Origin of the sequence: Streptococcus dysgalactiae subsp. dysgalactiae (assembly GCF_900459225.1) — a bacterium.
Taxonomy (GTDB): domain Bacteria; phylum Bacillota; class Bacilli; order Lactobacillales; family Streptococcaceae; genus Streptococcus; species Streptococcus dysgalactiae.
In genome coordinates this window covers 260,344-279,986 of the sequence record NZ_UHFH01000003.1, presented here as the reverse complement: position 1 = coordinate 279,986, position 19,643 = coordinate 260,344, and the positions used below count along the sequence as shown (strand labels likewise).

Annotated in this window: 26 protein-coding genes and 3 pseudogenes; 21 read left to right on the top strand and 8 right to left on the bottom strand. The window is 35.1% G+C overall.

Annotated features, from left to right (window positions below):
• Positions 1-403 precede the first annotated feature (403 nt).
• The 4 genes from DYD17_RS01605 to DYD17_RS01590 form a co-directional block, all read right to left on the bottom strand.
• Positions 404-856 (bottom strand): protein kinase domain-containing protein, encoded by a 453-nt coding sequence (locus DYD17_RS01605; protein ID WP_236593258.1) that lies wholly within the window; start codon positions 854-856, stop codon positions 404-406.
• A 95-nt stretch (positions 857-951) separates the two neighbouring features.
• Complete coding sequence (locus DYD17_RS01600; RefSeq protein ID WP_115253240.1) at positions 952-2,097, bottom strand: tyrosine-type recombinase/integrase; 1,146 nt, start codon at positions 2,095-2,097, stop codon at positions 952-954.
• 423 nt (positions 2,098-2,520) lie between these two features.
• Positions 2,521-3,009, bottom strand: a complete 489-nt coding sequence (locus DYD17_RS01595) for a prolyl-tRNA synthetase associated domain-containing protein (protein WP_115252582.1) — start codon at positions 3,007-3,009, stop codon at positions 2,521-2,523.
• A 390-nt stretch (positions 3,010-3,399) separates the two neighbouring features.
• Positions 3,400-3,966, bottom strand: coding sequence for a helix-turn-helix domain-containing protein (locus DYD17_RS01590; protein WP_115252581.1), 567 nt, complete (start codon positions 3,964-3,966; stop codon positions 3,400-3,402).
• Between the two features lie 163 nt (positions 3,967-4,129).
• On the opposite strand from DYD17_RS01590, the gene DYD17_RS01585 reads away from it, so the two are divergent.
• The 14 genes and pseudogenes from DYD17_RS01585 to DYD17_RS01520 all read left to right on the top strand — a co-directional run bounded on the left by DYD17_RS01585 (position 4,130) and on the right by DYD17_RS01520 (position 10,208).
• Positions 4,130-4,315, top strand: a complete 186-nt coding sequence (locus DYD17_RS01585; RefSeq protein ID WP_115252580.1) for a helix-turn-helix domain-containing protein — start codon at positions 4,130-4,132, stop codon at positions 4,313-4,315.
• Between the two features lie 11 nt (positions 4,316-4,326).
• Positions 4,327-4,959 (top strand): Rha family transcriptional regulator, encoded by a 633-nt coding sequence (locus DYD17_RS01580; RefSeq protein ID WP_115252579.1) that lies wholly within the window; start codon positions 4,327-4,329, stop codon positions 4,957-4,959.
• Positions 4,960-5,175: 216 nt separating this feature from the next.
• Entirely contained in the window at positions 5,176-5,463 is a 288-nt protein-coding gene (locus tag DYD17_RS01575) for a hypothetical protein (RefSeq protein WP_115252578.1), read from the top strand.
• Positions 5,453-5,647 carry a hypothetical protein gene (locus tag DYD17_RS01570; protein ID WP_174221687.1) on the top strand — a complete coding sequence of 65 codons (195 nt, stop codon included), beginning with the start codon at positions 5,453-5,455 and terminating at the stop codon, positions 5,645-5,647. Before DYD17_RS01575 ends, DYD17_RS01570 begins: the two co-directional genes overlap by 11 nt.
• Positions 5,648-5,658: 11 nt before the next feature.
• The gene (locus DYD17_RS01565; protein WP_115252577.1) at positions 5,659-5,988 is read left to right on the top strand and encodes a hypothetical protein; all 330 of its coding nucleotides are present in this window, start codon (positions 5,659-5,661) and stop codon (positions 5,986-5,988) included.
• A 2-nt stretch (positions 5,989-5,990) separates the two neighbouring features.
• Complete coding sequence (locus DYD17_RS01560) at positions 5,991-6,260, top strand: hypothetical protein (protein ID WP_115252576.1); 270 nt, start codon at positions 5,991-5,993, stop codon at positions 6,258-6,260.
• Positions 6,260-6,716: pseudogene (locus DYD17_RS01555) on the top strand (phage replisome organizer N-terminal domain-containing protein); the annotation flags it as partial. The gene DYD17_RS01560 and the pseudogene DYD17_RS01555, both read left to right, overlap by 1 nt.
• Positions 6,693-7,154 carry a DnaD domain protein gene (locus DYD17_RS11060; protein ID WP_243091825.1) on the top strand — a complete coding sequence of 154 codons (462 nt, stop codon included), beginning with the start codon at positions 6,693-6,695 and terminating at the stop codon, positions 7,152-7,154. The pseudogene DYD17_RS01555 and the gene DYD17_RS11060, both read left to right, overlap by 24 nt.
• Before the next feature lie 138 nt (positions 7,155-7,292).
• Complete coding sequence (locus tag DYD17_RS01545) at positions 7,293-7,850, top strand: hypothetical protein (protein WP_115252575.1); 558 nt, start codon at positions 7,293-7,295, stop codon at positions 7,848-7,850.
• A gap of 73 nt (positions 7,851-7,923) precedes the next feature.
• Positions 7,924-8,412: pseudogene (locus DYD17_RS01540) on the top strand (hypothetical protein).
• A 388-nt stretch (positions 8,413-8,800) separates the two neighbouring features.
• The gene (locus DYD17_RS01535) at positions 8,801-9,163 is read left to right on the top strand and encodes a DUF1492 domain-containing protein (RefSeq protein WP_115252574.1); all 363 of its coding nucleotides are present in this window, start codon (positions 8,801-8,803) and stop codon (positions 9,161-9,163) included.
• Positions 9,138-9,515 carry an ArpU family phage packaging/lysis transcriptional regulator gene (locus DYD17_RS01530; protein WP_003049845.1) on the top strand — a complete coding sequence of 126 codons (378 nt, stop codon included), beginning with the start codon at positions 9,138-9,140 and terminating at the stop codon, positions 9,513-9,515. The genes DYD17_RS01535 and DYD17_RS01530 overlap by 26 nt, the downstream gene beginning before the upstream one ends.
• A 68-nt stretch (positions 9,516-9,583) precedes the next feature.
• The gene (locus DYD17_RS01525) at positions 9,584-9,871 is read left to right on the top strand and encodes a type II toxin-antitoxin system RelB/DinJ family antitoxin (protein ID WP_003049231.1); all 288 of its coding nucleotides are present in this window, start codon (positions 9,584-9,586) and stop codon (positions 9,869-9,871) included.
• Complete coding sequence (locus DYD17_RS01520; protein WP_115252573.1) at positions 9,861-10,208, top strand: type II toxin-antitoxin system RelE/ParE family toxin; 348 nt, start codon at positions 9,861-9,863, stop codon at positions 10,206-10,208. The genes DYD17_RS01525 and DYD17_RS01520 overlap by 11 nt, the downstream gene beginning before the upstream one ends.
• 266 nt (positions 10,209-10,474) lie before the next feature.
• Here DYD17_RS01520 and DYD17_RS01515 read toward each other — a convergent pair whose 3' ends face one another.
• The 4 genes from DYD17_RS01515 to DYD17_RS11055 form a co-directional block, all read right to left on the bottom strand.
• On the bottom strand, positions 10,475-11,257 hold the full coding sequence (locus DYD17_RS01515) for a protein kinase domain-containing protein (protein WP_255312501.1): 783 nt from the start codon (positions 11,255-11,257) through the stop codon (positions 10,475-10,477).
• Between the two features lie 63 nt (positions 11,258-11,320).
• A complete protein-coding gene (locus DYD17_RS01510) occupies positions 11,321-12,130 on the bottom strand; it encodes an Eco47II family restriction endonuclease (RefSeq protein WP_115252572.1) in 810 nt (269 codons plus the stop codon).
• Positions 12,131-13,132: a DNA cytosine methyltransferase gene (locus DYD17_RS01505; RefSeq protein ID WP_115252571.1), complete on the bottom strand. Its 1,002-nt coding sequence runs from the start codon at positions 13,130-13,132 to the stop codon at positions 12,131-12,133.
• A gap of 68 nt (positions 13,133-13,200) precedes the next feature.
• Positions 13,201-14,508, bottom strand: a complete 1,308-nt coding sequence (locus DYD17_RS11055; protein WP_236593260.1) for a helix-turn-helix domain-containing protein — start codon at positions 14,506-14,508, stop codon at positions 13,201-13,203.
• A 300-nt stretch (positions 14,509-14,808) separates the two neighbouring features.
• On the opposite strand from DYD17_RS11055, the pseudogene DYD17_RS01495 reads away from it, so the two are divergent.
• From DYD17_RS01495 to DYD17_RS01465, 7 genes and pseudogenes are all read left to right on the top strand, one after another.
• Positions 14,809-15,257, top strand: a pseudogene (locus DYD17_RS01495) (RNA polymerase sigma factor).
• 201 nt (positions 15,258-15,458) lie between these two features.
• The gene (locus DYD17_RS01490; RefSeq protein ID WP_115252569.1) at positions 15,459-15,779 is read left to right on the top strand and encodes a hypothetical protein; all 321 of its coding nucleotides are present in this window, start codon (positions 15,459-15,461) and stop codon (positions 15,777-15,779) included.
• Complete coding sequence (locus DYD17_RS01485; RefSeq protein ID WP_115252568.1) at positions 15,779-16,879, top strand: type IV secretion system DNA-binding domain-containing protein; 1,101 nt, start codon at positions 15,779-15,781, stop codon at positions 16,877-16,879. Before DYD17_RS01490 ends, DYD17_RS01485 begins: the two co-directional genes overlap by 1 nt.
• On the top strand, positions 16,876-17,481 hold the full coding sequence (locus DYD17_RS01480; RefSeq protein ID WP_115252567.1) for a hypothetical protein: 606 nt from the start codon (positions 16,876-16,878) through the stop codon (positions 17,479-17,481). Before DYD17_RS01485 ends, DYD17_RS01480 begins: the two co-directional genes overlap by 4 nt.
• A gap of 209 nt (positions 17,482-17,690) precedes the next feature.
• Positions 17,691-18,305 carry a replication protein gene (locus tag DYD17_RS01475; protein ID WP_115252566.1) on the top strand — a complete coding sequence of 205 codons (615 nt, stop codon included), beginning with the start codon at positions 17,691-17,693 and terminating at the stop codon, positions 18,303-18,305.
• On the top strand, positions 18,298-18,477 hold the full coding sequence (locus DYD17_RS01470; protein ID WP_115252565.1) for a MerR family transcriptional regulator: 180 nt from the start codon (positions 18,298-18,300) through the stop codon (positions 18,475-18,477). The genes DYD17_RS01475 and DYD17_RS01470 overlap by 8 nt, the downstream gene beginning before the upstream one ends.
• A gap of 90 nt (positions 18,478-18,567) precedes the next feature.
• Positions 18,568-19,614 carry a site-specific integrase gene (locus DYD17_RS01465; RefSeq protein WP_115252564.1) on the top strand — a complete coding sequence of 349 codons (1,047 nt, stop codon included), beginning with the start codon at positions 18,568-18,570 and terminating at the stop codon, positions 19,612-19,614.
• The last annotated feature ends 29 nt before the right edge of the window (positions 19,615-19,643 follow it).

Sequence of the window (19,643 nt, the reverse complement as noted above, 5' to 3'; positions counted from 1 at the left end):
GATAAGTACAAGAATGTGAAGTCCAAAAAAAGCTTAAGAAAACAATTTTTCCAATCCCTAATTACCTTGTAACTCTTCTTTCTGCATAGAAAACACAGCAAAAACAGGAGCTTCAACAAGCAATAAAGGAAATTTTTAGGGAAATTTTTGGATTTTAAGCAAAAAAGACACCCAAGATAAAATCTTGAATGTCTTGAAACGTTGATATAATCGTACTGATTAACGTTTTGAGAATTTCTCTATTGAAAACTATAACTACTCAATACTTCTAAATCCCTTTATATCAACGTTTCCAAAAATGAAACTTCCATGAAAATGGACTAGAATCCAAGAAATTGGATAAAATTGACACCAATTAACACCATAAAATAGACTAGTCAACTACCTCACATTTGAGGTGGTTTTATTTTGGTTTAATCAAAGAAAATGCTATCTTCAGCTCATGAATATTGCTAAACCTTTGATTAATATTGAGATTTGTTCCCTTATTGATAAATTTCTCTAAATTACTAAATTCAAATTTAGTAAAATCTTTATATCTCCCTGTCAAAACAAAATACAATAACTTGGATAAGGCAAAACCTTCAAAATAAAAATTATAATTACTATATCCTACTCGCTGAAGTCCCGAATAATCATTAAATGCTCCCCGTATTTCTGTATCAAGAGATGTTAATATGCTATCGCTTAGCTTTACATTACCTAAATCGGCAATCTTAATAATTTTGGCATCCTCATATTGTTTTATTAAAATATTATTTGGAGAAATATCTCTATGTAATATATTTTTTTCAGCTAAGTACTCAAACCCTTTAATAATTTGATTACACAATGACTTTCTCTCTTCAAATGTCATGGTTTTCTCCTTTGTTGTCTATAAATATTGATTTGATAGGCTTTTCAGTCAGCCTATATATTCCTGAAGATAAATTTGTGGACTTTTTTGTGGACTCACAAGTTATTCATAGCTTTTTCATAAAATGAAACAGCTTCTTTTTCTTTGTCCTTTGATAAGTGACTATATATATCCATTGTCATAGCCAAAGTAGCATGACCTAATCTATATTGTAATTCTTTATAACTGATACCAGCATTTAGCAATAAACTAGCGTGAGTATGGCGGAAAGCATGAAACGTAAAGCGAGGGATAGCAATTTCAGCACACCGTCTGTCTAAACTATCTTGTCTTGTCCCCATGTTTTGATATTCTTTGTTTGGAGTAGCAAACACCACCTTGGGAGCACAATCACTGACTTCTAAAAATAGTTGTCGCTGTCTATTCTTGTAAAGCTTTAGCATGTTAACTGTTTTCTTGTCTATACTTATTACCCGAAACCCTGCTTTACTTTTCGGCGTATCTAATATTTTTAATAACCTACTATAGTTTTTATTGATATCGATAGTCCCCTCTTCTAAATCAATATCTGACCACTCAAGAGCTACTGCTTCACCGAAACGACAACCAGTAGCTAGTAGTACACTATACAAAACATAATCAAAATAATAGATATATTTTTTGTTAGCTAGCCTTTCCATGTAAGAAAGCAATTCCTTTAAGTCTTCTGAAGCTATAAACTTAATTACCTTGTTCTCACGCTTGGGTACTTTGGGTAAAATAACATCTCTAGCGGGATTAAATGGGATAAGTTGAAGTGAAACACCATATTGTAGAACACGCCTATTTATTGAATGTACTACACCATAATGCATTAATTGGTTAGATAAGTCATTTATAAAGCGTTGGATATAGCTGACAGTTAATTTTTCAACCTTCAGAGACCCAAAGATAGGTATTAGATGATTGTGAAGCATTCTCTTAGTCGCTACAAATGTCTGTGGCTTAACGGTGAGTTGATAACTCTTTAGCCATAGTTCTGCCAACTCCTGATAGTTGCTAATCTGTGCTTCTTTATGTATTGTAGACCCATTAGACAGGAAATCAAGCTGCGTGTGTTTGGCTTTTTGCTTGACCTCTGTTTGTGTTCTTCCTGTGATGCTTGTTTTTACCCTCTTACCTGTTATTTGGTCAATTCCCAGATAGATACTGGCACGGTAAACGATTGTACCATTTTTCTTTTTATGTTCTGTTATTTTCATGATCATAAACCTTTCCATCAGCAGGCAAGCTATTATTAAAAGGGTTTTAGATTAGTTCGTATCATGGTATAATAATGGTATCGGGTAAATATCCGAAATATTATAAAAGAAAATCATGGTATAATATTAGGCTTTTAAGACCTTGCGAGCGTGGAAAACTTGCAGGGTCTTTTTTATTTGATTTTGTAAGATATAGAGTATTTCAGAGCAAATTTTGCATGTCTAAAATTAGGTCAAAGAAGTCAAAAGGGTATAGTTAGAAAGTACAGTCTTTAGCGCTCTTGGCGTTCCTTAGGATTACCGAAATGAATAAAAATAATTTTATACAAGAATTCATAATACTTTATGCAACCACTCAATAAATAGTCTAATAGATTTTACCTGTAACACTCTCGTTGATAAAAAGTAACAACGTTATACCATCTATAACTCAATGATATTAACCTCATATCCGAGGTGTTTTAAGAAAGAAAACAGGTCTTTGGTATTGATAAAGATAGTCCTATCGTTAGTATTAGGGTGAAAACTCATTCTTTCTTCTGTGACGATTTCTTGGTCAAAATAAACAAGAATATCTTTATCTTGATTATTGATTAACCCAAAGGGCGAAACCACGCCAGGAGGTAAAAGCATTTTCTGATATAGACTGTCCGCAGAAGCCATTCGAATACGATTAGCGCCAACCAATTCTTTAAAACGTTCCATGTCCAACAATTTTTGATCATCCATTATTAGTAAATAATATTGCGTCTTCTTCTTGTTGGTCAAGAACATTGTTTTTGTTCTTACTCCCTCAATACCTTCAATAAAACTGTCAGCTTGTTCTGTGGTCAAAGCTGGTTCATGTTCGACTAGTTCATAAGGGATATTCAATTTCTTTAATTCAGTAATAATATTTTCAAAAGTATTCATAATAAAACTCCTTATTATATTTTTTTAATTACCGCCAACAAAAAGTTCCGAAAAGTTCCGATTATACCTCAATTTTTGCCAAGTTTTGAGGGTCTTGTAATTAAAGAAAATCAAAGGCGTATCAAGGTATTTGCGTGTGTACAGAGATGGTAAAGTTGGCATTTATACATGGAAATTTAACAGGTCATAAAATGAGCGGTAACTGTAAGGTAGCTAAATTTGTTCCACGCGCATAATGCTAAGGTATGTTGGCCTTTTTGGCGTATAGTATTCGGCCTCCTTAAAGGGCAAAATGCAAGAAATGCGAGTCCTTAAAGGTATAGTGAGCAAAATTAGTGGAAAATCGTGGAATTTGGCGCGTGGGTTATGATTTGAACAATATATAATTGTTTACTTTTTGTAATTATCTCTTTCAACTAGTATCTGAGAAATAATTTCGGAAATCATAAGATTTTTATCATGTAATTTCTTATAGTGAAACTCTGTTATTTTCTTTATGGAGTCAATTTCTTTTTGACTATTTTCAGTTAAACCTTCCGACATAACCAACGCACACAGCATACTTGTTAACTCATTGTGAGCCTTTATATACTCTTTATACATTGCGTTAGTTAACCTTTTTTGAAAAGTAAAATTTAAATCTGGATATTGATCAATATATTTTTGAAAAAAATGATCTTGTTCTTTTGTGACTTCTTTTTCCTTTTTCCTATTTTTTAATTCCTCAGCAAAATATAAATCATCAAACAACTTATCATTATCTTCATAGTTACTATAACCTAATAAATACCCCAATGGTACACCAAAGTAATTTGCCATTTTTTCAGCTTTATCAGGCTTTATTTGCACTTCGCCTTTTTCCCAATACCCCAAGGTTCTTTTTGAAATACCTAAATTATCTGCTAACTCTTGTTGAGTAAGATTTTTTCTTTCTCGTAATTCTTTAATTCTATTCATGATAAGCACCTTTCGTCTTATATTGTAACACGGTTAAACCGTAACAGCAAATTATGAATGCAATTTTTTTGCAATTAACTGTTGACTTTGCAATTTTTTTGCCATATAATACACCCATGAAGCGATATGTTGCAACTTTTTTGCAATACAGAAGGGAGAAATAATGCTTATTACTATTGAACACGCTGAAAAAGTCAGAGTAAAACGTGGGCGGTTAAATCTAACTAAAACCGAAACGGCTAACCGTTTAAACGTAACTTCTAGAACTCTCAAAAAGATTGAGCAGGGCGATTATGACGCACCTAAAAAAATCTTTGCTAGCGTTATGAATTTCTTAATTGAAGACTAGGAGGACTATACATGAATTTAGTTTACATGGACGGCGCAAAAGAGCCTTACACAACGCACGACATCATAGCTGAACATGCTGAAATTGACATTATTTCAGTTAGAAAGCTGATTGATAAGCATAAAAAGGATTTAGAAGCGTTTGGGGTTTTGTCATTTGAAATCCATAAACCTGAAAAAGGTTCACTAGGCGGACGACCTAGAAGAATTTATCACTTAAACGAACAACAGGCGACTTTATTAGTTACCTATCTAGGAAATACCGAACCGGTCAGAGAGTTCAAAAAGAACCTAGTCAAGGCATTCTTTGAACTACGTAACGAAGTGGCAGAGTTTCGCTATCAGAGGGCAATAGAAAAGCCAAAACGCAAAAAGTTGGTTAAGGCTATCAGTGAATGGCAAAGCGCACCAAAACACGCGCACAGCACCGTTACAAACCTATTACTAAAGGCGGTAACAGGATTTAATGCTAAGCAGTTGCGTGCATTGAGAGGCGAGGAAATAGCCCTAAACAGTCTTTATAGTGGCGAGTTAAAAGAATACCAAGCCCTAGAAGATATGGTTATTGCCATGATCCAGCTTGGCTTTGACTATCATGACATTAAGAACATGGTAAATAAAAAGAACGCACCACAAGGTGCGTAAAAACAACAAAAAAGGCTTACCGAGACCAATCAGCAGAGCCTTTAACTAGTATAAATAAACTCAATTAATAAAGCAGGCAAACTATTATTAAAGGGGTTTTATGTCTTAAATTATAGCATATTAAAGCTATTTTGACCATAAGTAGGGAGCTACCCCTTAAAACTGGTATGAATCTAGTATAGTAGAAACCACAACAAAAAAGAAGAGAGAAAAACAATGAAACAAGAAAAGAACGAAGTAAAACTAACCGTTAAGGAACTACTATCATTTGGCGCAGAGCTTAACGAGCTTACCGATGGAATTGACTCAGCAAATATTACTATCGAGAGTTTAGAAGTTATTAAACGCAAAGACCCTGAAAGCTTTATGTTTATTATCTCAAAATACCTTGAAACTACTTACAGGATTAATGAAAAGTTGTCCCGCAGGATTGATGAAATAGCTTGCATGTTGCTAAATGCTGACAATGAGAAAGAATTAGAGGGGTTTAGAAATGATAAATGAACTTAACCTCACACCGACACAGTCGCTTGTTCTGCTGTTTGTTCTAGGTCTCTTAGGGCTTCTTCTTAGCCTTTCTAAGCCATTAATAGACATTGACTTACCAGAAGATACCCAAGTACCTAAGCCACGTCAGAACGCAAACTATGGGGCTTATATTCAATCACAGAACCATTATTACAATTAGGGAGGAACTGAATGACACTACCAGAGAATTATAGACGTGTCCTTAAACTGATTAAGGTTGGGGCAGACAACCCCATTACAGGGGCAGAGATTAGCTTAATACTGAAACTTGAAGAGCGTTCCGTCCAAAGTATCATCAGTAGCTTAATCACGCGCTATAACGTCCCTATTATCGGCATTAGGCACGGATTCAATCGTGGTTACTTTATTCCAGCTAACAAAGAAGAATTACTAGATGGTGCTAAAGCCTTTTACAACCAAGTACAAAAGGAACAAGAACGCCTAAGTGTCTTATTGAATGCCGATTTAACCAATTATAAGGAATTACTCAAAGGAGGTTAGACATGGGCTTATTTAGTCAAGATTATGAAGCCAAACTCTTAGAACAAAACCTGGCCGCGTTTAATCGCTTTTTGGAAGACTACCAGAAACCTAAACCAAGAGTTTTAGGGTTGATCACGGCTGAACAGGTCAAAGAGGAATTAAATATCAAAGGCAAAACTCTAAATCGGTGGGAAAAAGCTGGTCTAAGACGATACCAACCACCACTAGAAGATACGAGGAAGCATTACTATAAAGTCAGTGATATTCTTATCTTTTTGGGGGTAAAATAGTGACAGAAAAAAACAAAACTAAAAAAACTAAAATCTACTTTTGGCTAAAAGTTGATAAAAAATTCTTTGACAACATCTTTATTAAACGCCTAAAGTCAATCCAAGGCGGTTATGCCATGACAGTTATTTACATCAGATTAATGTTAGAAAGCTTGGCTGATGATTGCGTTCTCTATTATGAGGGATATTTTGAAAACCTTGCTGAAGAACTAGCCTTAAAATTAGACGTATCTGAAGATGATATCAATCAAACACTAGCATATTTTACTAAATGCGGTCTAATTCAATTTGATAACGATAATAACGCTTATATGGCACAGGCTGAAGCAATGGTAGAGCAGGAAACTAATTGGGCAAGTTACAAAAGAGGCACCCGTAAAATTGGACAAAGTCCAACTAAATTGGAAAATGTCCAACCGATGTCCAACAGAGATAGAGATAGAGATAGAGTCAAAAAAAGAAAAAGAGATAGAGTCAAAGAAAGAAAAAGAGATAGAGATAGAGTCAAAACAAAAGAAAGAAATATATATTGACAATTTTGACATTTCTCAAAAACTAGAAAAATCTGAAAATTATTCTGATTACTTAAGCGATGACTTTCTGATTAACTCTGATGCTGAAACTTTTATCAAAGGACTTACTCAATATTATTTTAAGAGACAACCAGACCCCTATGAAATAAATACTATTAAGAAAAGACTAACTGCTACCGATAGAGAACTCATACATATTGCCTACCAACAAGCAGAGTCAAACAATGCTAATGATTTAGGATATATTGTTGCTATTTTAAACAGTTGGGAAAAACTAGGTATTAAAAAATTAGAGGATTGGGAAAACCACGAAAAAGAAAGAGAGAATTTAACCGATGATGATAACATTCTACCTTTTTAAAATTAACTATCATTGTGAGTGGTTCCCATAATGAAACAAACTAATATAGACATATTCACTACCCGACTAACTGGCAGATATAAAGGTTTGCTAGAATGTCGTGCAGAATGGTTAGAAAACCTAGAAAAGAGAAATAATATGAGAACATTTTCAGACACACCAAAAACATTCACTTTCCACTACACTTTTAAAGACTTTGACACCGCTCAGGTAGCTTGCCATGCCATTCTAGGGTATATGACTGGTACTTATGAGCAACCAGTGATTGATGCCACTTATCACAATGATGACCAAGGGGGTCATGCTAATCAGTTAGTATTAGAATATGCCGAGGACAGAAAGTTAAGCAAGGTCTTCAAGCGTATCTGTGACAGTTTCAAGGACTATTACAACCAATCTGAAGATATGACGGATGAAGAACTTGACGACCTGGCTCAAGAAAACGAATTAATCAAGGAAGTCGAAGAACCTGATCATCAGCGCGTGGTTTCTTTATCTAAAAGTACCCAAGAGAAAGCTAATGAACAAGACACACTCATGGCTTTCATCTCATACCACGACCAACTGGCTGAACATCTCTCTATGAATTATCAGGAGATGAACCAAGACGATTTAGGAGCTATCCTTGAAACTATCAGTCAAGCCTTTAACCATTTGTATGATATGGTTGTTGAAGGTCAGTTAGTCGTTAAATAAACAATCAGAGGGTTTTCCCTCTTTTTGTCGTTTTATCAATAGTTTTGGGTTATTTGAGTGTTAAGGAGAAAGGATGTTAGAACTAGCTATTGAGAGTATCATTAAACCAATGAAAACAAACGGTAAGACAACAATCGTCGGAACAATGGATAACCAACCTATCCGCATAGACCTAAATAATCTGGTCATTCATTATCATAATCAAGACTTATTACTTGAAACGATACCAGGAACTTATGGTGGTAAGCGTTACTTCTTCTTATGTCCTGACTGCGAGCGACGTTGTCGGAAGTTATTTAAAGCTTCACACACCTTTGCCTGCGGTTCATGTCAAAAGGTTCATCAAGCAACACTCAATCGAAGCAAGACAGACTGTTGCTATTACTAGCGCTTAGCCTTTAAAGAGTGTTTGAAAGTAGATCCAAAAGCTAAACACAAACATGGTTATCATAGTCATGATGACTTTCCTAAGCGTCCAAAGTACATGAGAATAGCTAAATACTTGTATCATTGGAAGAGATTCCATTACTATATGGATAAGGGGGACAGGTACTGGCTATAACATTCGGGAAATACCCCCCGCTTGTTTTTGGACGGGGCTATATTGTTCGGGAACTTCAGAACGCGCCCTTTTCTGTGCAAAAAATTCCCTTTTTGAAATTTTTGACGAAGATAAAAAAACTTGATAGGAAAGGGTTTAACCTCTAGTTTCAGCTAGGAAACCTACCACACAGAATGACACTCTCAGACTAAAATAAAGCATGGTTTTAGCGCTTCTGTCTGCTAAGTTGATGATTTCTCTGAAAAGCGCTTAGAAACGATTTTAGAAGCGAAAAGCGAAGTACTACAAAAAATATCTAGTTTACAAAACGAACAAAACAAAAAGACGTCCATGCGAACGCCTCCTTGATTATATCTGTTAACACAATTATACCACACTGGAGGCTTTCATGGGTGCTAAAGAACAACTTAAAGAATTGAAACCACTTTTCGCTTTAATAACCTTATTTGAGGAACAACGAGACAAGGACATCAAGCTGATGAATGCTTTTCGTAATCCTGAGTTACTAAATGGCATTGAAAAAGGTACAGCTAAACAACTCTTATATTTAGCTAATGAACGTGATAAGAGACTAGCCATGATTGCCGCATTGCAAGATGAGAGACAGATAGCGGTTGTTAAGGCTAGATACGTGGATGGTATATCATGGGATGAGATACCTGATAAACTAGGTTATTCAAGGAATACCGTTTTTAAATTACATAGAGAAGCTTTAGAGGTATTAGATGAGCAAGAAGAACGCTATTCGTAAACTAAAAGAGTTTCATAGATGGCAACGTATAGCCAATAGCCTTGGTTTAAGCTATAACGAGCGTTACCAGTTTGATATAGAATATCATCCCACGCGCAGAAAACACCTTGAAATAAGCCGAGAATGCGCTCTAGAGGAACTAGACGCTATCAAGTTTGCCATTAACCAACTGTCTAAAATAGAATACAGACAAATACTGATTGAGTGTTACTTAATCAGTGAGAAAAAACCTCAGCAAGACATCATAGCAGAACTTAACAGAAGTCAAAGCTGGTACTACGAGATTAAGAAAAGAGCCTTGCTTGAATTCGCCCAGAGTTATAGAAATGGTGTGTTAATAACAACAGCATAGGCCTTTGGATATATGCAACTATACAAGTATAGTTAAAAGTGATATAATATCATGAAGGAGGTGCTACTATGCACGTTTTAGAAAAAAATACACAAGTCAATTTTAAAACCAATAGCGAATTATTAGAGAAAGCTAAAGCTATTATCGCAGCCCAAAACCTTGACATGACAGCTAGCTTTAATTTGTTTTTAGAAAACATTGTACAAAATAAAGCCTTACCTTTTGAGACTGACACCGATAGAGAACGAACTGAACTACTTGCAGGTTTACGTGCTGAAATTGCTAAAAGTTTTGACGATTTAGAGCATGGGCGGGTATACAACGCTAGTGAAGTGAGGGCTAACCTTGGTATCTGATAATAAAACCCATAGCCTTATTATCCCCGAAACCGTACAAGAACAATTACAGGAGATAAAAAGCTATGTTGAAACTACTTACTTTTCGGAGCAGGCAGGGGCTAACACCGTCAACAATATTCTTTACGGGCTAGAACGTCTTGAATTTTTCCCAGAAGCAGGATTTAACGCAGATGACAGAGTAGGAGAAACTATTTACCCGCCACATAATACCCGTTGCATTGTTTTAGGGGACTACCTAGCTTTTTATCACATTTTAGAAGACAGAAAAGTCGTTTTTGTATCTGACATTATCCATAGCAAACAAGACTATATCAGACTGTTTAAGAAAAAATAAAAGCGCATAATAACATGTTACAATAGATTTACAGCAAACTAAAAAGCACCTTCATCGGGTGCTAGTTCTTGCCTGCTGAACTCATTAACAATTTGTTCACCTTTTACTACTGTTTTAGGCTATCAAACGCTAAGTTGATAGCTTTTTTTAGTGTCAAAATTTGTGGACTTTTTTGTGGACTTTGAAGGAATATCTAAGGATAATTAAAGTTATAGGAAATCCCTAGAAACGTTGTCATATCAGTAGTTAAGGCGATTTAAAGACAACTAAAAATAACCAAACTTCAAAATCTCTTCAAAAGTCAGTTTTTGATTGTGAGTGGTAATGTATTTTAAAAGAGTAGCATCGGCATATTCCATTACATACTCATTTTTCTTTTTATCAATAGAATAGACTTCTAGTATATACGGCGAATTTAACTTTTTCATCGTATCAAATTCTAAATAGAATCTTTCTAAGTCTTTAGGCGCAATAGTTTTACTAGCTCGTTTTAATGCAAAAAATTTATTATAGTTTTCATCAAAATAACTAAAAACAGATGCATAAGACCCATTACCAACTGGTTTCAATTGAAACTTTTGTAAGGAATTATTAGGTAATTGAACTACAGCAGATGTTTCAAAAATAGGGAGCTCATAATATATTTCAACTTCCATCATATTGTCCGGTACTGAACTTCCACCAGATGATGATAGAAAGTCATTGCATTTTTTCAGTACTTTATCATAGTATTCGACTATAACGATATTCTCCCCAGAATTTTTAAGATTATTAACAAATCTGTTGGATAACGAAATAGCTTTTATCAAATCTCTACTTGGGTCAGCCCAGAAATGTTTCCCTCCATTTATACTATCATTTAATATTCTTAATGCCTCCACTAACTGATGGTGTAAACTAGAACATAACTGACTCAGCCTGTCATCAAAACTCTCTTTATAAAGATGTTCATAATCAATAGCAAACTCTTTCCCAAAGTAACTAATATAATCTCTTTCAATACTCACTATACCATTCAATAGTTTTGCATTGTTATTTACAGAAATCAACTCTATTTATTCCTCACTATCATTATTTATATTACTATAATATAAATATTCATTCAGATTATATCATTCAAAGCCTAAATAACTAGAAAAACCCAGTAAATAGAAAGCCATTGCAATGGATAAATCTTCGGAATCATAGTTTTGCTGAGCAGCAATGTCTCTAATTTCATCAAATACTGTATCATTTGGAATAGTTGAAGAATCTAGTTCTGATACAGCCTTATTGATAACTTCTGGCAAAACCATGCACATATTATAGAAGGCATCTTTCTGTCCCGTCACAAGTGAATAAAATTGGTCTAAACTAACACGTCTTATATATTTATGACCCATTTTTTGACCATCAACTTTGGGCTCCCATTTGATATTTTGAGAATTTTTCGCAATTGCCTCAACTAAAAAGCACGCACAATCGTCATCTTGTAATAATTGGTTTTGCATTTTAATAAAAGTTTTACCAGAAGAAGCTGAATTCATTGTATTATGCTTATTTTTCATTTCAACATATACACGACTGACTCGAGAACCATCTGGCATTGTTATACCATTTGGATTTTCAAAAATGACATCCCAACCACCTTCTTCACCATTGTTTGGAACACGACAATGTTCAATATACTTGAAAATTGTTTGATGAAAATAACCAATGTCGTTATTATTTGATTTATCACGTTGTCTAAAAATCTCATTACTAATAATCTGCTCCCAAGAGCTTCTGTAAACAGATTTATCAAAAATCAATTTTATTGGATCAACAATATTCTTATTAAACCGTTTCAAATCAAAAGATTGTAATTTCTCCCCGTATTTATCAATGGTCAATTGAACATGATTATAAAAATCTTCTTCACTAATAAATGATAAATTCCACATTTATAACGCCTCCAAACTTTCTTTTATTTTCACTCCTACTTCATAAGCTAGATTTACAGGAACAGCATTTCCGACTTGCTTGTATTGATTTCCTATACTACCTTGAAATCCCCAAGAATCTGGAAAACTTTGAATTCGAGCATTCTCACGAACAGTAAACGGACGTGCTTCCAAAGGATGGCAACGTTCCGTCTGTTTTTGAGTTGGAGATGTCAAGACAGTCAATGACGGTTCATCAAGACTCATTCGTCGTAAAATTCCCGTACGACCTCCTCCCATATCCCAAGTCGATTTCATATATTCTTTTGCAATATCCTCTGGAATATCTCTCCAATATCCTCCTGGAGGCACTAATTCAAATATTTTTCTCTTTTGCTCTGAATATTGCATTCCTTGACCTGGTGGACAATCCATCAAAATATCTCGTAATACAGGTTTATATTTATGTGCCTCTGGATATTCAAAAGAAGTTTTACTTGCTAAATCATTACGGATTCCAACCATAATCATTCGTTCTCGCTTTTGAGCAACACCATAATCCCAAGCATTCAAAACTTTTGACTGCACAGTATAACCTTCCGATTCAAAAACATTCAAAATTGTTTCGTAAGTTTTTCCCTTGTCATGACTAGTCAAGCCTTTGACATTTTCAAAAAGAAACATTTTAGGTTGTAATTTTTCCAAAAAAACAGCGTAGTGATAGAATAATGTCCCTCGCGTATCCTCTAAGCCTAATCTTTTTCCTGCATAAGAAAAAGATTGACAAGGAGCTCCACCACTTAGTAAATCTAACTCACCTTTTTTTATTGAAAAATACTCTTCCAAATCTAGTTTTGAAATATTTGCTATATCATCATGTATAACATTCCAACTTGGACGGTTGTATTTTAACGTTGCAGCCGCAGCACTGTCAAACTCTATCAATCCAATTGTATCAAATCCTGCTTTTTCAATACCAAGTGCTAAACCTCCTGCACCAGCAAATAATTCTATCGCTTTCAAATTTTACTCCTTAATTATAATAATGATAGCTATCTATCAAAAAAATCAACACTCGTCTTATTATATCACTATTTCAGTGAAGTTATATCAAAATACGAAGGTAGAAATAATCCTCCACTAGCATATTTTTGTCCGCTATTCGCATACAATACTGTCATGTTTTCAAAGTCATATAGATATTTATCTAAATCATATACTCCTCGTTGACTTTTTACACGGTCTAACTCATAGAAATCTTCTAACCTATTCACAGTTGTTGGATAAGTTCTACCTATTTTTTTTAATTTGATTGAATTTTCTTTGACTAATGAAAATTTTTGAATCATGGCTCTAGAGAAATTATGACCAATCATACGCTCCATTAAGAATTGGTCTTTTAGATAAATATTATTTAACAACTCCGTAAATTCTTTCCCAGCAAATAAGGTGTTGATATAATCATTAGAGAGTTGTTTCAAGCTCTTATTAAAAATATTTTTTGAGAAAAAATCCACAAATAATTCTAAATACAATTCTAAAAACTCATTAAATGCATTTATAAATAAAACAAATGATACCTCTTTCCAGTTAGTAACACTAGCTGAAAAGTTACCTACAGAATTCAGATAGTTGTCAATATAAAAATACTCTACACTAGGTTGTCTTAAGTCTACCCCGTTACACCTAATTGTTTCAGAATTGCTTTTTCTATTGAGAAAATCACAAGCAAAATCAAAATTCCCCAATAATATTCTTAATAAGATAGAGGATTGCTCTGAAAATATACTCCTGCCGTCCATTAAAGAAGTATAGGACGAAGCAAACCTTTCACTATAAAAGAAGGAATCTATTTCTTTCAAAACACCAGCCACCTTTTTTCGGTACGTTTTCATATCCGAAATCTTTATGTCTGTGCCACTTGCTAAATCTATAAAGTACTTTTGTGATTTGGTGTAATAGTCTCCATATTTTTCTTCTGATAAGTTCAAAAACGCTAATCTAAAAAATTCTTTGTCAGAAGCTATATCAATGTCAAATATAGGTGTCTGTTCAACTTGAGGTATGTCTGACCTATATGCCTGTGAGTCGGCATTCATAAAAATATTCAACAAAATCAATTTGATTAAACTTTTCTTCTCTTCTAAATTTCCAAAAAGAAATTCCTCGTTTGAAACACCTAACAGCTCGGAATAAAACTCTATGTAAGCCTCCGTTAAAAAATGGGGGTTTTTCTTTTTATTTCGTTTTCCATTTTCCAAATTTGATAATCGAAATTTATCTAAACTCACCTTTTCCGAAAATTTATCACAAAAAGCTTCTTGCGTTAGCTTCCGTGATTTTCTGGCATTTATAATTCTTTCAGCAATCATTCCATCAATCATTTTTTCAAAATTCATATAAACCTCAAAAATTGGTAGATTTTTATTAAATATTCTACCATTTTTTACTAACTACAACAAACTAAAAAATTGGTTTAATAGACCTATCAAGAAAAACTCTTGATAAAAATTTTTAATAGTCCTAATTGATGGCCATCAAACGGACGGATTGAAACAAATATGATGATATGGCGATAAAGGTCATATCTTGCATAGAATTGTTTCACCGTTTGTTTGGTGTGCCTTTTGCCATAATCGGTGTTCAATGCTCGCTCATATCGTTTCTTTCTGTCTAAGGACAAGAAAGGAAGTACTATTATGAGTAACAAAGTTACCGAACGCCGTGAGCGTAAGATTGAAAAAGCTGTCGAAACTGGAAATTGGAAAGAGGTTGACCGTCTCCTCCAACAAGAACAAAGCAATGCTGAGCGTCGTGACCGATACCACCATAAAAAAGCCTTGAAGAGAATATTTCTCGAAACTACGGTAAACAACGTGAACGCCATGAAATAGTTGCAAGTTCTGATTTGAATCCTCAAGAGGTTCTTGAGAAAAAAGAAATCGAGCAAGCAGTCAATAAAGCTAAAGAAATTTTAGAGCCTATTGACCGTGAAATTGTTGAAATGGTCGCTGAACAAGGTTGTAGTTATAAAGAGACAGCTCGCTATATCAATGAACACTATAAAAAAATGAGTGATGTGACTGTCAAATCTCATTATCTAAAAGCTCTTAAAAAATTAGCTTCCCTATTGGAAGACTATCGCTAATACCTAAAATTCAGTGTTTTTTGGCACTGGATTTTTTTTTGAAAAAATAAAATTTTTTCAAAAAAACTTTGCGTTCGAGCTTCTATTTCTCCTTAGTAATAAGGAGGTGGTCATACAACCTAAACAACCAAGTCCAGCTCATGACCAAAACCGAGCATGTCGAATTCACAATTTTTTCTATAACACAGGAGGAACTGCTCTATGGCATTCAAAATGAAAACCACTAAAGGTGGTTACACAACTACACTAGCTGACAAAATCATCAGCCGAAAACAACCGATTCACTCACTTAGCACCGAACTTGAACCTCAGCAACGGTTTGAAGATGGAAAACCAACTGGGGAAATCGTTGCCTACAAAGCATGGTTTGTACAGGAAGGACAAGATCCTTTCCAAGTGAAATTTAAAGATGAAATTAAGCTCCCAGCTTTTCAATCTATGGTTCAATTTGACACCCTACAAGCCTGCGAAGTGAAGTATAACATTTACTTCAAAGCAGATGGTATCAAGGAGGTTCGGTAATGGCTTCACAATCTCGTGATGTGCTGAACCAATCTTTCCTGCAATCTTACTTGCTCCAGAGCCTGAACATGGCTCTTGGGGCTTTAATGCAGGGAGAAACCAGCTATACTAACTCCTTTAATATCATTATCCAAGAAGACGGCTTTGTCTTCGTCCCTCGCCTGCCTTGCGCCTATATCCTTGATGATGACTTGTACAAGAAAATCTTTCTGATTGCCAATGCTTCATTATATCCACAGTATACGCTTCTAAAACAAAATGCCACCTATTTTGTCCCGTTAGAAACAGATGACTTACACATACAACGTGGACTATTCTTTCCTTGGAAAAAAGGAATTTCAGAACGTTTGGCGATTCCTGATTTAGATAAGTTTTCAGCCAGCTTACCGCAAGGAAAAATCCCTATCATGAAGCACTTTGAACTCAATCTTGAAAAGGTAAATCACTGGGCTATCGCTGGAAATTCAGGGTCTGGGAAATCGTATGCTCTAACTTACTTCTTGAGTATTTTGAAACATATGTCTGATTTGATTATCATTGACCCTAAATTCGATACCCCAAGTCGTTGGGCAAGAGAAAATCACATTGCAGTTATCCACCCTGTCGAAAACCGTTCAAAATCTGATTTTGTTTCACAAGTCAATGAACAATTAAGCCAGTGTGCAACTCTCATTCAGAAACGACAAGCTATCTTATATGATAACCCCAACCATCAATTTACTCATCTAACCATTGTCATTGATGAAGTCCTAGCCCTATCAGAGGGAGTCAATAAGAACATCAAAGATGCCTTTTTCTCCTTGCTCTCACAGATTGCCTTGTTGGGACGTGCTACTAAAATCCATCTCTTTTTAGTAAGCCAGCGTTTTGACCACAATACCATTCCCATTTCAGTAAGGGAACAGCTAAACGTATTATTACAAATCGGAAATATCAATCAGAAGACCACTCAATTCTTGTTTCCAGACCTAGACCCAGAGGGGATTGTGATTCCAACAGGACATGGGACGGGAATCATTCAAGTTATTGACAATGAACACCCGTATCAAGTCCTCCCCTTACTATGTCCAACCTATTACACAAAGCGAGGTATCCTATGACCACTAAAACCTACTTCATGAGAAGTTTCAATCTCATCCTATACTTACTACTTATTGCTCCAATCTGTTCTATGTTCGGTTGGCTGTCCAATTTTCTTTCCGTTCAATTAACCAATATCTCATTTGTAAATCTAGATAAAGTTATAAACGTTACTGATACCATTAGTTCTGTTTGTCACGGATTCGCTCTTGTTTCTCTACTACTAGCCTTATTATTGGCTGGGATAGAGATGATACAACGATTGAAAACAGACAGTCTTTGGAATTACTGCCAATCTGTCTATCGTACCTTTTTATTAAGACACTTCCTTTTCCAACGTGAACGAGTACAGAAGATAAGCAACCTTGAAAACCAGACCGTTACCACTAGCAATCCAATCCATAACGGATTTAACCGAGCTGTTCGCAAGTGCATTGTGGATATACGAAAAGATACCATCACTATCTTTCTAAAAGTCCCTAGAGACCAACAGGGACAAAAAATCCTAAAAGAGATGGAAGCACAACTAAAAGAAGAGATTGCCAGCCAACACACCGATTATTATTTCTCTTCTCCTATTCGAGTTCGTAATCAATTTTGGTTCACTGGACAAAAACGTTAATCCCTTGGGGGCTGTGGCTTGCGTTAAGCAAAAGCCAAACAGCCCCTTTTCTATGTTCTTTTTTACCGTGACCTATTGGGGTTACTACGACCCCCAATAGGTCAATAATCAATAATCACAGAAAATATGAAAATTTCCTCCAAAAAACTTTGCGTTTGACTTGTCAATTCTCCTTAGTAATAGAACCAAAAGAAATGAGGTACACGCCTATGGCAAAAGAACAACGCTCAACCAAATGGACATTTCTCTTCTACAAGGAAAGCGCACCAGAGGACTACTTGAATATTTTAGAGGAACTTCATATTCCCTTTATTCTTAGCCCTTGGCATGATAAGGATGTCAATAGACAAACAGGAGAGTTCAAAAAGTCGCACAAGCACGGTGCATTCTTCTTTGACTCACTAAAAAGCTATTCCCAAGTGTCAAACATCATCAGCGATAAGCTGAATGGACCAGCACATGTAGAAGCAGTTATGTCTCCTACTGGTTTATTTAACTACTTTACCCATGCGGAAAATCCAGATAAAACTCCTTACAACATTGAGGATATTGAAGTCGGTTGTGGCTTTAATTTGGAAAAATTCTTGATGGAAATGAACTCCTCAGATTTTATTCATGAAGTAGTCGACATTATCGAAGAAAACGACTTTACCGAATTTGAAGAGTTAGTCTGGTATGCACGAGCAAACAATACTAATCTATTAGGTCTCATCATCGAACGCACCTATTTCTTCGCTAAGTTTCTGGATTCACGTCGGCATAATCCAAACCGCTATCAACAGCAAAAAGAACCGTATGAAACGGAGGCTGAAGACAATGAATAATATGCCCCTACTACTGACACGCCAGCAAGCCTCTGATTTTCTAGGAATCGACCCTAAGTCATTTGATAAATACATCAGAAGCCATCCTGATTTTCAATGTTTTATGGTTGGTAAACAAGAACGTTACTTGAGAACCAATTTAATCACATTTATTGAAAATCACTGCGTATAACCATCAACGATTGATAAAATCCGATTTTTCATATATCCTATATGTGACTAGTCTATTTTATCAATCATTTTTTATAGAAAGGCTGATAAAATGGCAACCATAACAAAACGTGGAAATTCTTTCCGTGCAACTGTATCACTCTATAAGAAAGGACAATACAAAAGAGAAACCAAAACATTCAGCAACAAAAAAGATGCGGAACTCTGGACACTAGAAATGGAGCTTGAAAAAGGACGAGGTAAGAATATAGCGGAACGCTCTACCCTATTTACCGATTTCTACCGAAATTGGGTTCATACGGTCAAGAAAAATGATGTCCGTGAGGCGACCTTTATTAACTATAAGCGCACACTCGTAGTAATTGATAGCCTTTTTAATGGTATTCAACTGAAACATCTTGATGACCTCATCATGCAAAAGAAAATTGACCAGTATGCAGAAACTCATTCAAAAAAGACGGTCAAAGAACTTGTCCTTAAAATCCGTGGTTCGCTGAAATATGCTTATGCTCGTGGATTGATTAGCAATGACTTTGGACACTTTCTAAAAGCAAAGGGACAAGAACAGCCTAAACGTAATGTTCCACTCTCTATAACAGAGTTCAAAAAACTCAGACAATATTGCCTAAGCAACAAAGAAGATGAATTTAACATTCTTGTTGCCCTCGCACTTGAAACAGGTGCAAGGCGTGGGGAGCTTCTAGGGATTAAAAAAGAAGATGTTTTTGAGTATGGCGTCAAAATTAAACGCTCTATTAGTCCTACGAATGATGACACACAACTCAAAACTAAACATTCTAAACGTGATATTTCTATCAATAAAGACATTTATCAAATACTAGTAAATCTAGCTAATACTAAAACAGATTACGTTTTTGATTGGAATGGATTTAGACAAGCTGGGCAACTTCAACGCTTACTGAAACAACTTGACCTAACTAAGACAACATTTCACGGCTTACGTGATACCCACGCTTCTTTTCTATTTTCAAAAGATATTAGTCTGGATTATATTTCAAGACGTTTGGGGCACAATTCAATTTTGACAACTCAGCAATATTATCTTGAATTAATGCCAGAAAAAAAGCACCAGCAGGATGCCGATGCTTTAAGTCTCTTAAACGACTTATCACTATAATTAACACCAACTGACACCAAAAAGTGCCT

What these genes read in the sequence shown, in the direction of transcription:
- DYD17_RS01605 (WP_236593258.1), bottom strand. Translation starts at nt 856, where the DNA reads ATGACATTTGAAGAGAGAAAGTCATTGTGTAATCAAATTATTAAAGGG.
- DYD17_RS01600 (WP_115253240.1), bottom strand. Translation starts at nt 2,097, where the DNA reads ATGAAAATAACAGAACATAAAAAGAAAAATGGTACAATCGTTTACCGT.
- DYD17_RS01595 (WP_115252582.1), bottom strand. Translation starts at nt 3,009, where the DNA reads ATGAATACTTTTGAAAATATTATTACTGAATTAAAGAAATTGAATATC.
- DYD17_RS01590 (WP_115252581.1), bottom strand. Translation starts at nt 3,966, where the DNA reads ATGAATAGAATTAAAGAATTACGAGAAAGAAAAAATCTTACTCAACAA.
- DYD17_RS01585 (WP_115252580.1), top strand. Translation starts at nt 4,130, where the DNA reads ATGCTTATTACTATTGAACACGCTGAAAAAGTCAGAGTAAAACGTGGG.
- DYD17_RS01580 (WP_115252579.1), top strand. Translation starts at nt 4,327, where the DNA reads ATGAATTTAGTTTACATGGACGGCGCAAAAGAGCCTTACACAACGCAC.
- DYD17_RS01575 (WP_115252578.1), top strand. Translation starts at nt 5,176, where the DNA reads ATGAAACAAGAAAAGAACGAAGTAAAACTAACCGTTAAGGAACTACTA.
- DYD17_RS01570 (WP_174221687.1), top strand. Translation starts at nt 5,453, where the DNA reads ATGATAAATGAACTTAACCTCACACCGACACAGTCGCTTGTTCTGCTG.
- DYD17_RS01565 (WP_115252577.1), top strand. Translation starts at nt 5,659, where the DNA reads ATGACACTACCAGAGAATTATAGACGTGTCCTTAAACTGATTAAGGTT.
- DYD17_RS01560 (WP_115252576.1), top strand. Translation starts at nt 5,991, where the DNA reads ATGGGCTTATTTAGTCAAGATTATGAAGCCAAACTCTTAGAACAAAAC.
- DYD17_RS01545 (WP_115252575.1), top strand. Translation starts at nt 7,293, where the DNA reads ATGAGAACATTTTCAGACACACCAAAAACATTCACTTTCCACTACACT.
- DYD17_RS01535 (WP_115252574.1), top strand. Translation starts at nt 8,801, where the DNA reads ATGGGTGCTAAAGAACAACTTAAAGAATTGAAACCACTTTTCGCTTTA.
- DYD17_RS01530 (WP_003049845.1), top strand. Translation starts at nt 9,138, where the DNA reads ATGAGCAAGAAGAACGCTATTCGTAAACTAAAAGAGTTTCATAGATGG.
- DYD17_RS01525 (WP_003049231.1), top strand. Translation starts at nt 9,584, where the DNA reads ATGCACGTTTTAGAAAAAAATACACAAGTCAATTTTAAAACCAATAGC.
- DYD17_RS01510 (WP_115252572.1), bottom strand. Translation starts at nt 12,130, where the DNA reads ATGTGGAATTTATCATTTATTAGTGAAGAAGATTTTTATAATCATGTT.
- DYD17_RS11055 (WP_236593260.1), bottom strand. Translation starts at nt 14,508, where the DNA reads ATGAATTTTGAAAAAATGATTGATGGAATGATTGCTGAAAGAATTATA.
- DYD17_RS01490 (WP_115252569.1), top strand. Translation starts at nt 15,459, where the DNA reads ATGGCATTCAAAATGAAAACCACTAAAGGTGGTTACACAACTACACTA.
- DYD17_RS01485 (WP_115252568.1), top strand. Translation starts at nt 15,779, where the DNA reads ATGGCTTCACAATCTCGTGATGTGCTGAACCAATCTTTCCTGCAATCT.
- DYD17_RS01480 (WP_115252567.1), top strand. Translation starts at nt 16,876, where the DNA reads ATGACCACTAAAACCTACTTCATGAGAAGTTTCAATCTCATCCTATAC.
- DYD17_RS01475 (WP_115252566.1), top strand. Translation starts at nt 17,691, where the DNA reads ATGGCAAAAGAACAACGCTCAACCAAATGGACATTTCTCTTCTACAAG.
- DYD17_RS01470 (WP_115252565.1), top strand. Translation starts at nt 18,298, where the DNA reads ATGAATAATATGCCCCTACTACTGACACGCCAGCAAGCCTCTGATTTT.
- DYD17_RS01465 (WP_115252564.1), top strand. Translation starts at nt 18,568, where the DNA reads ATGGCAACCATAACAAAACGTGGAAATTCTTTCCGTGCAACTGTATCA.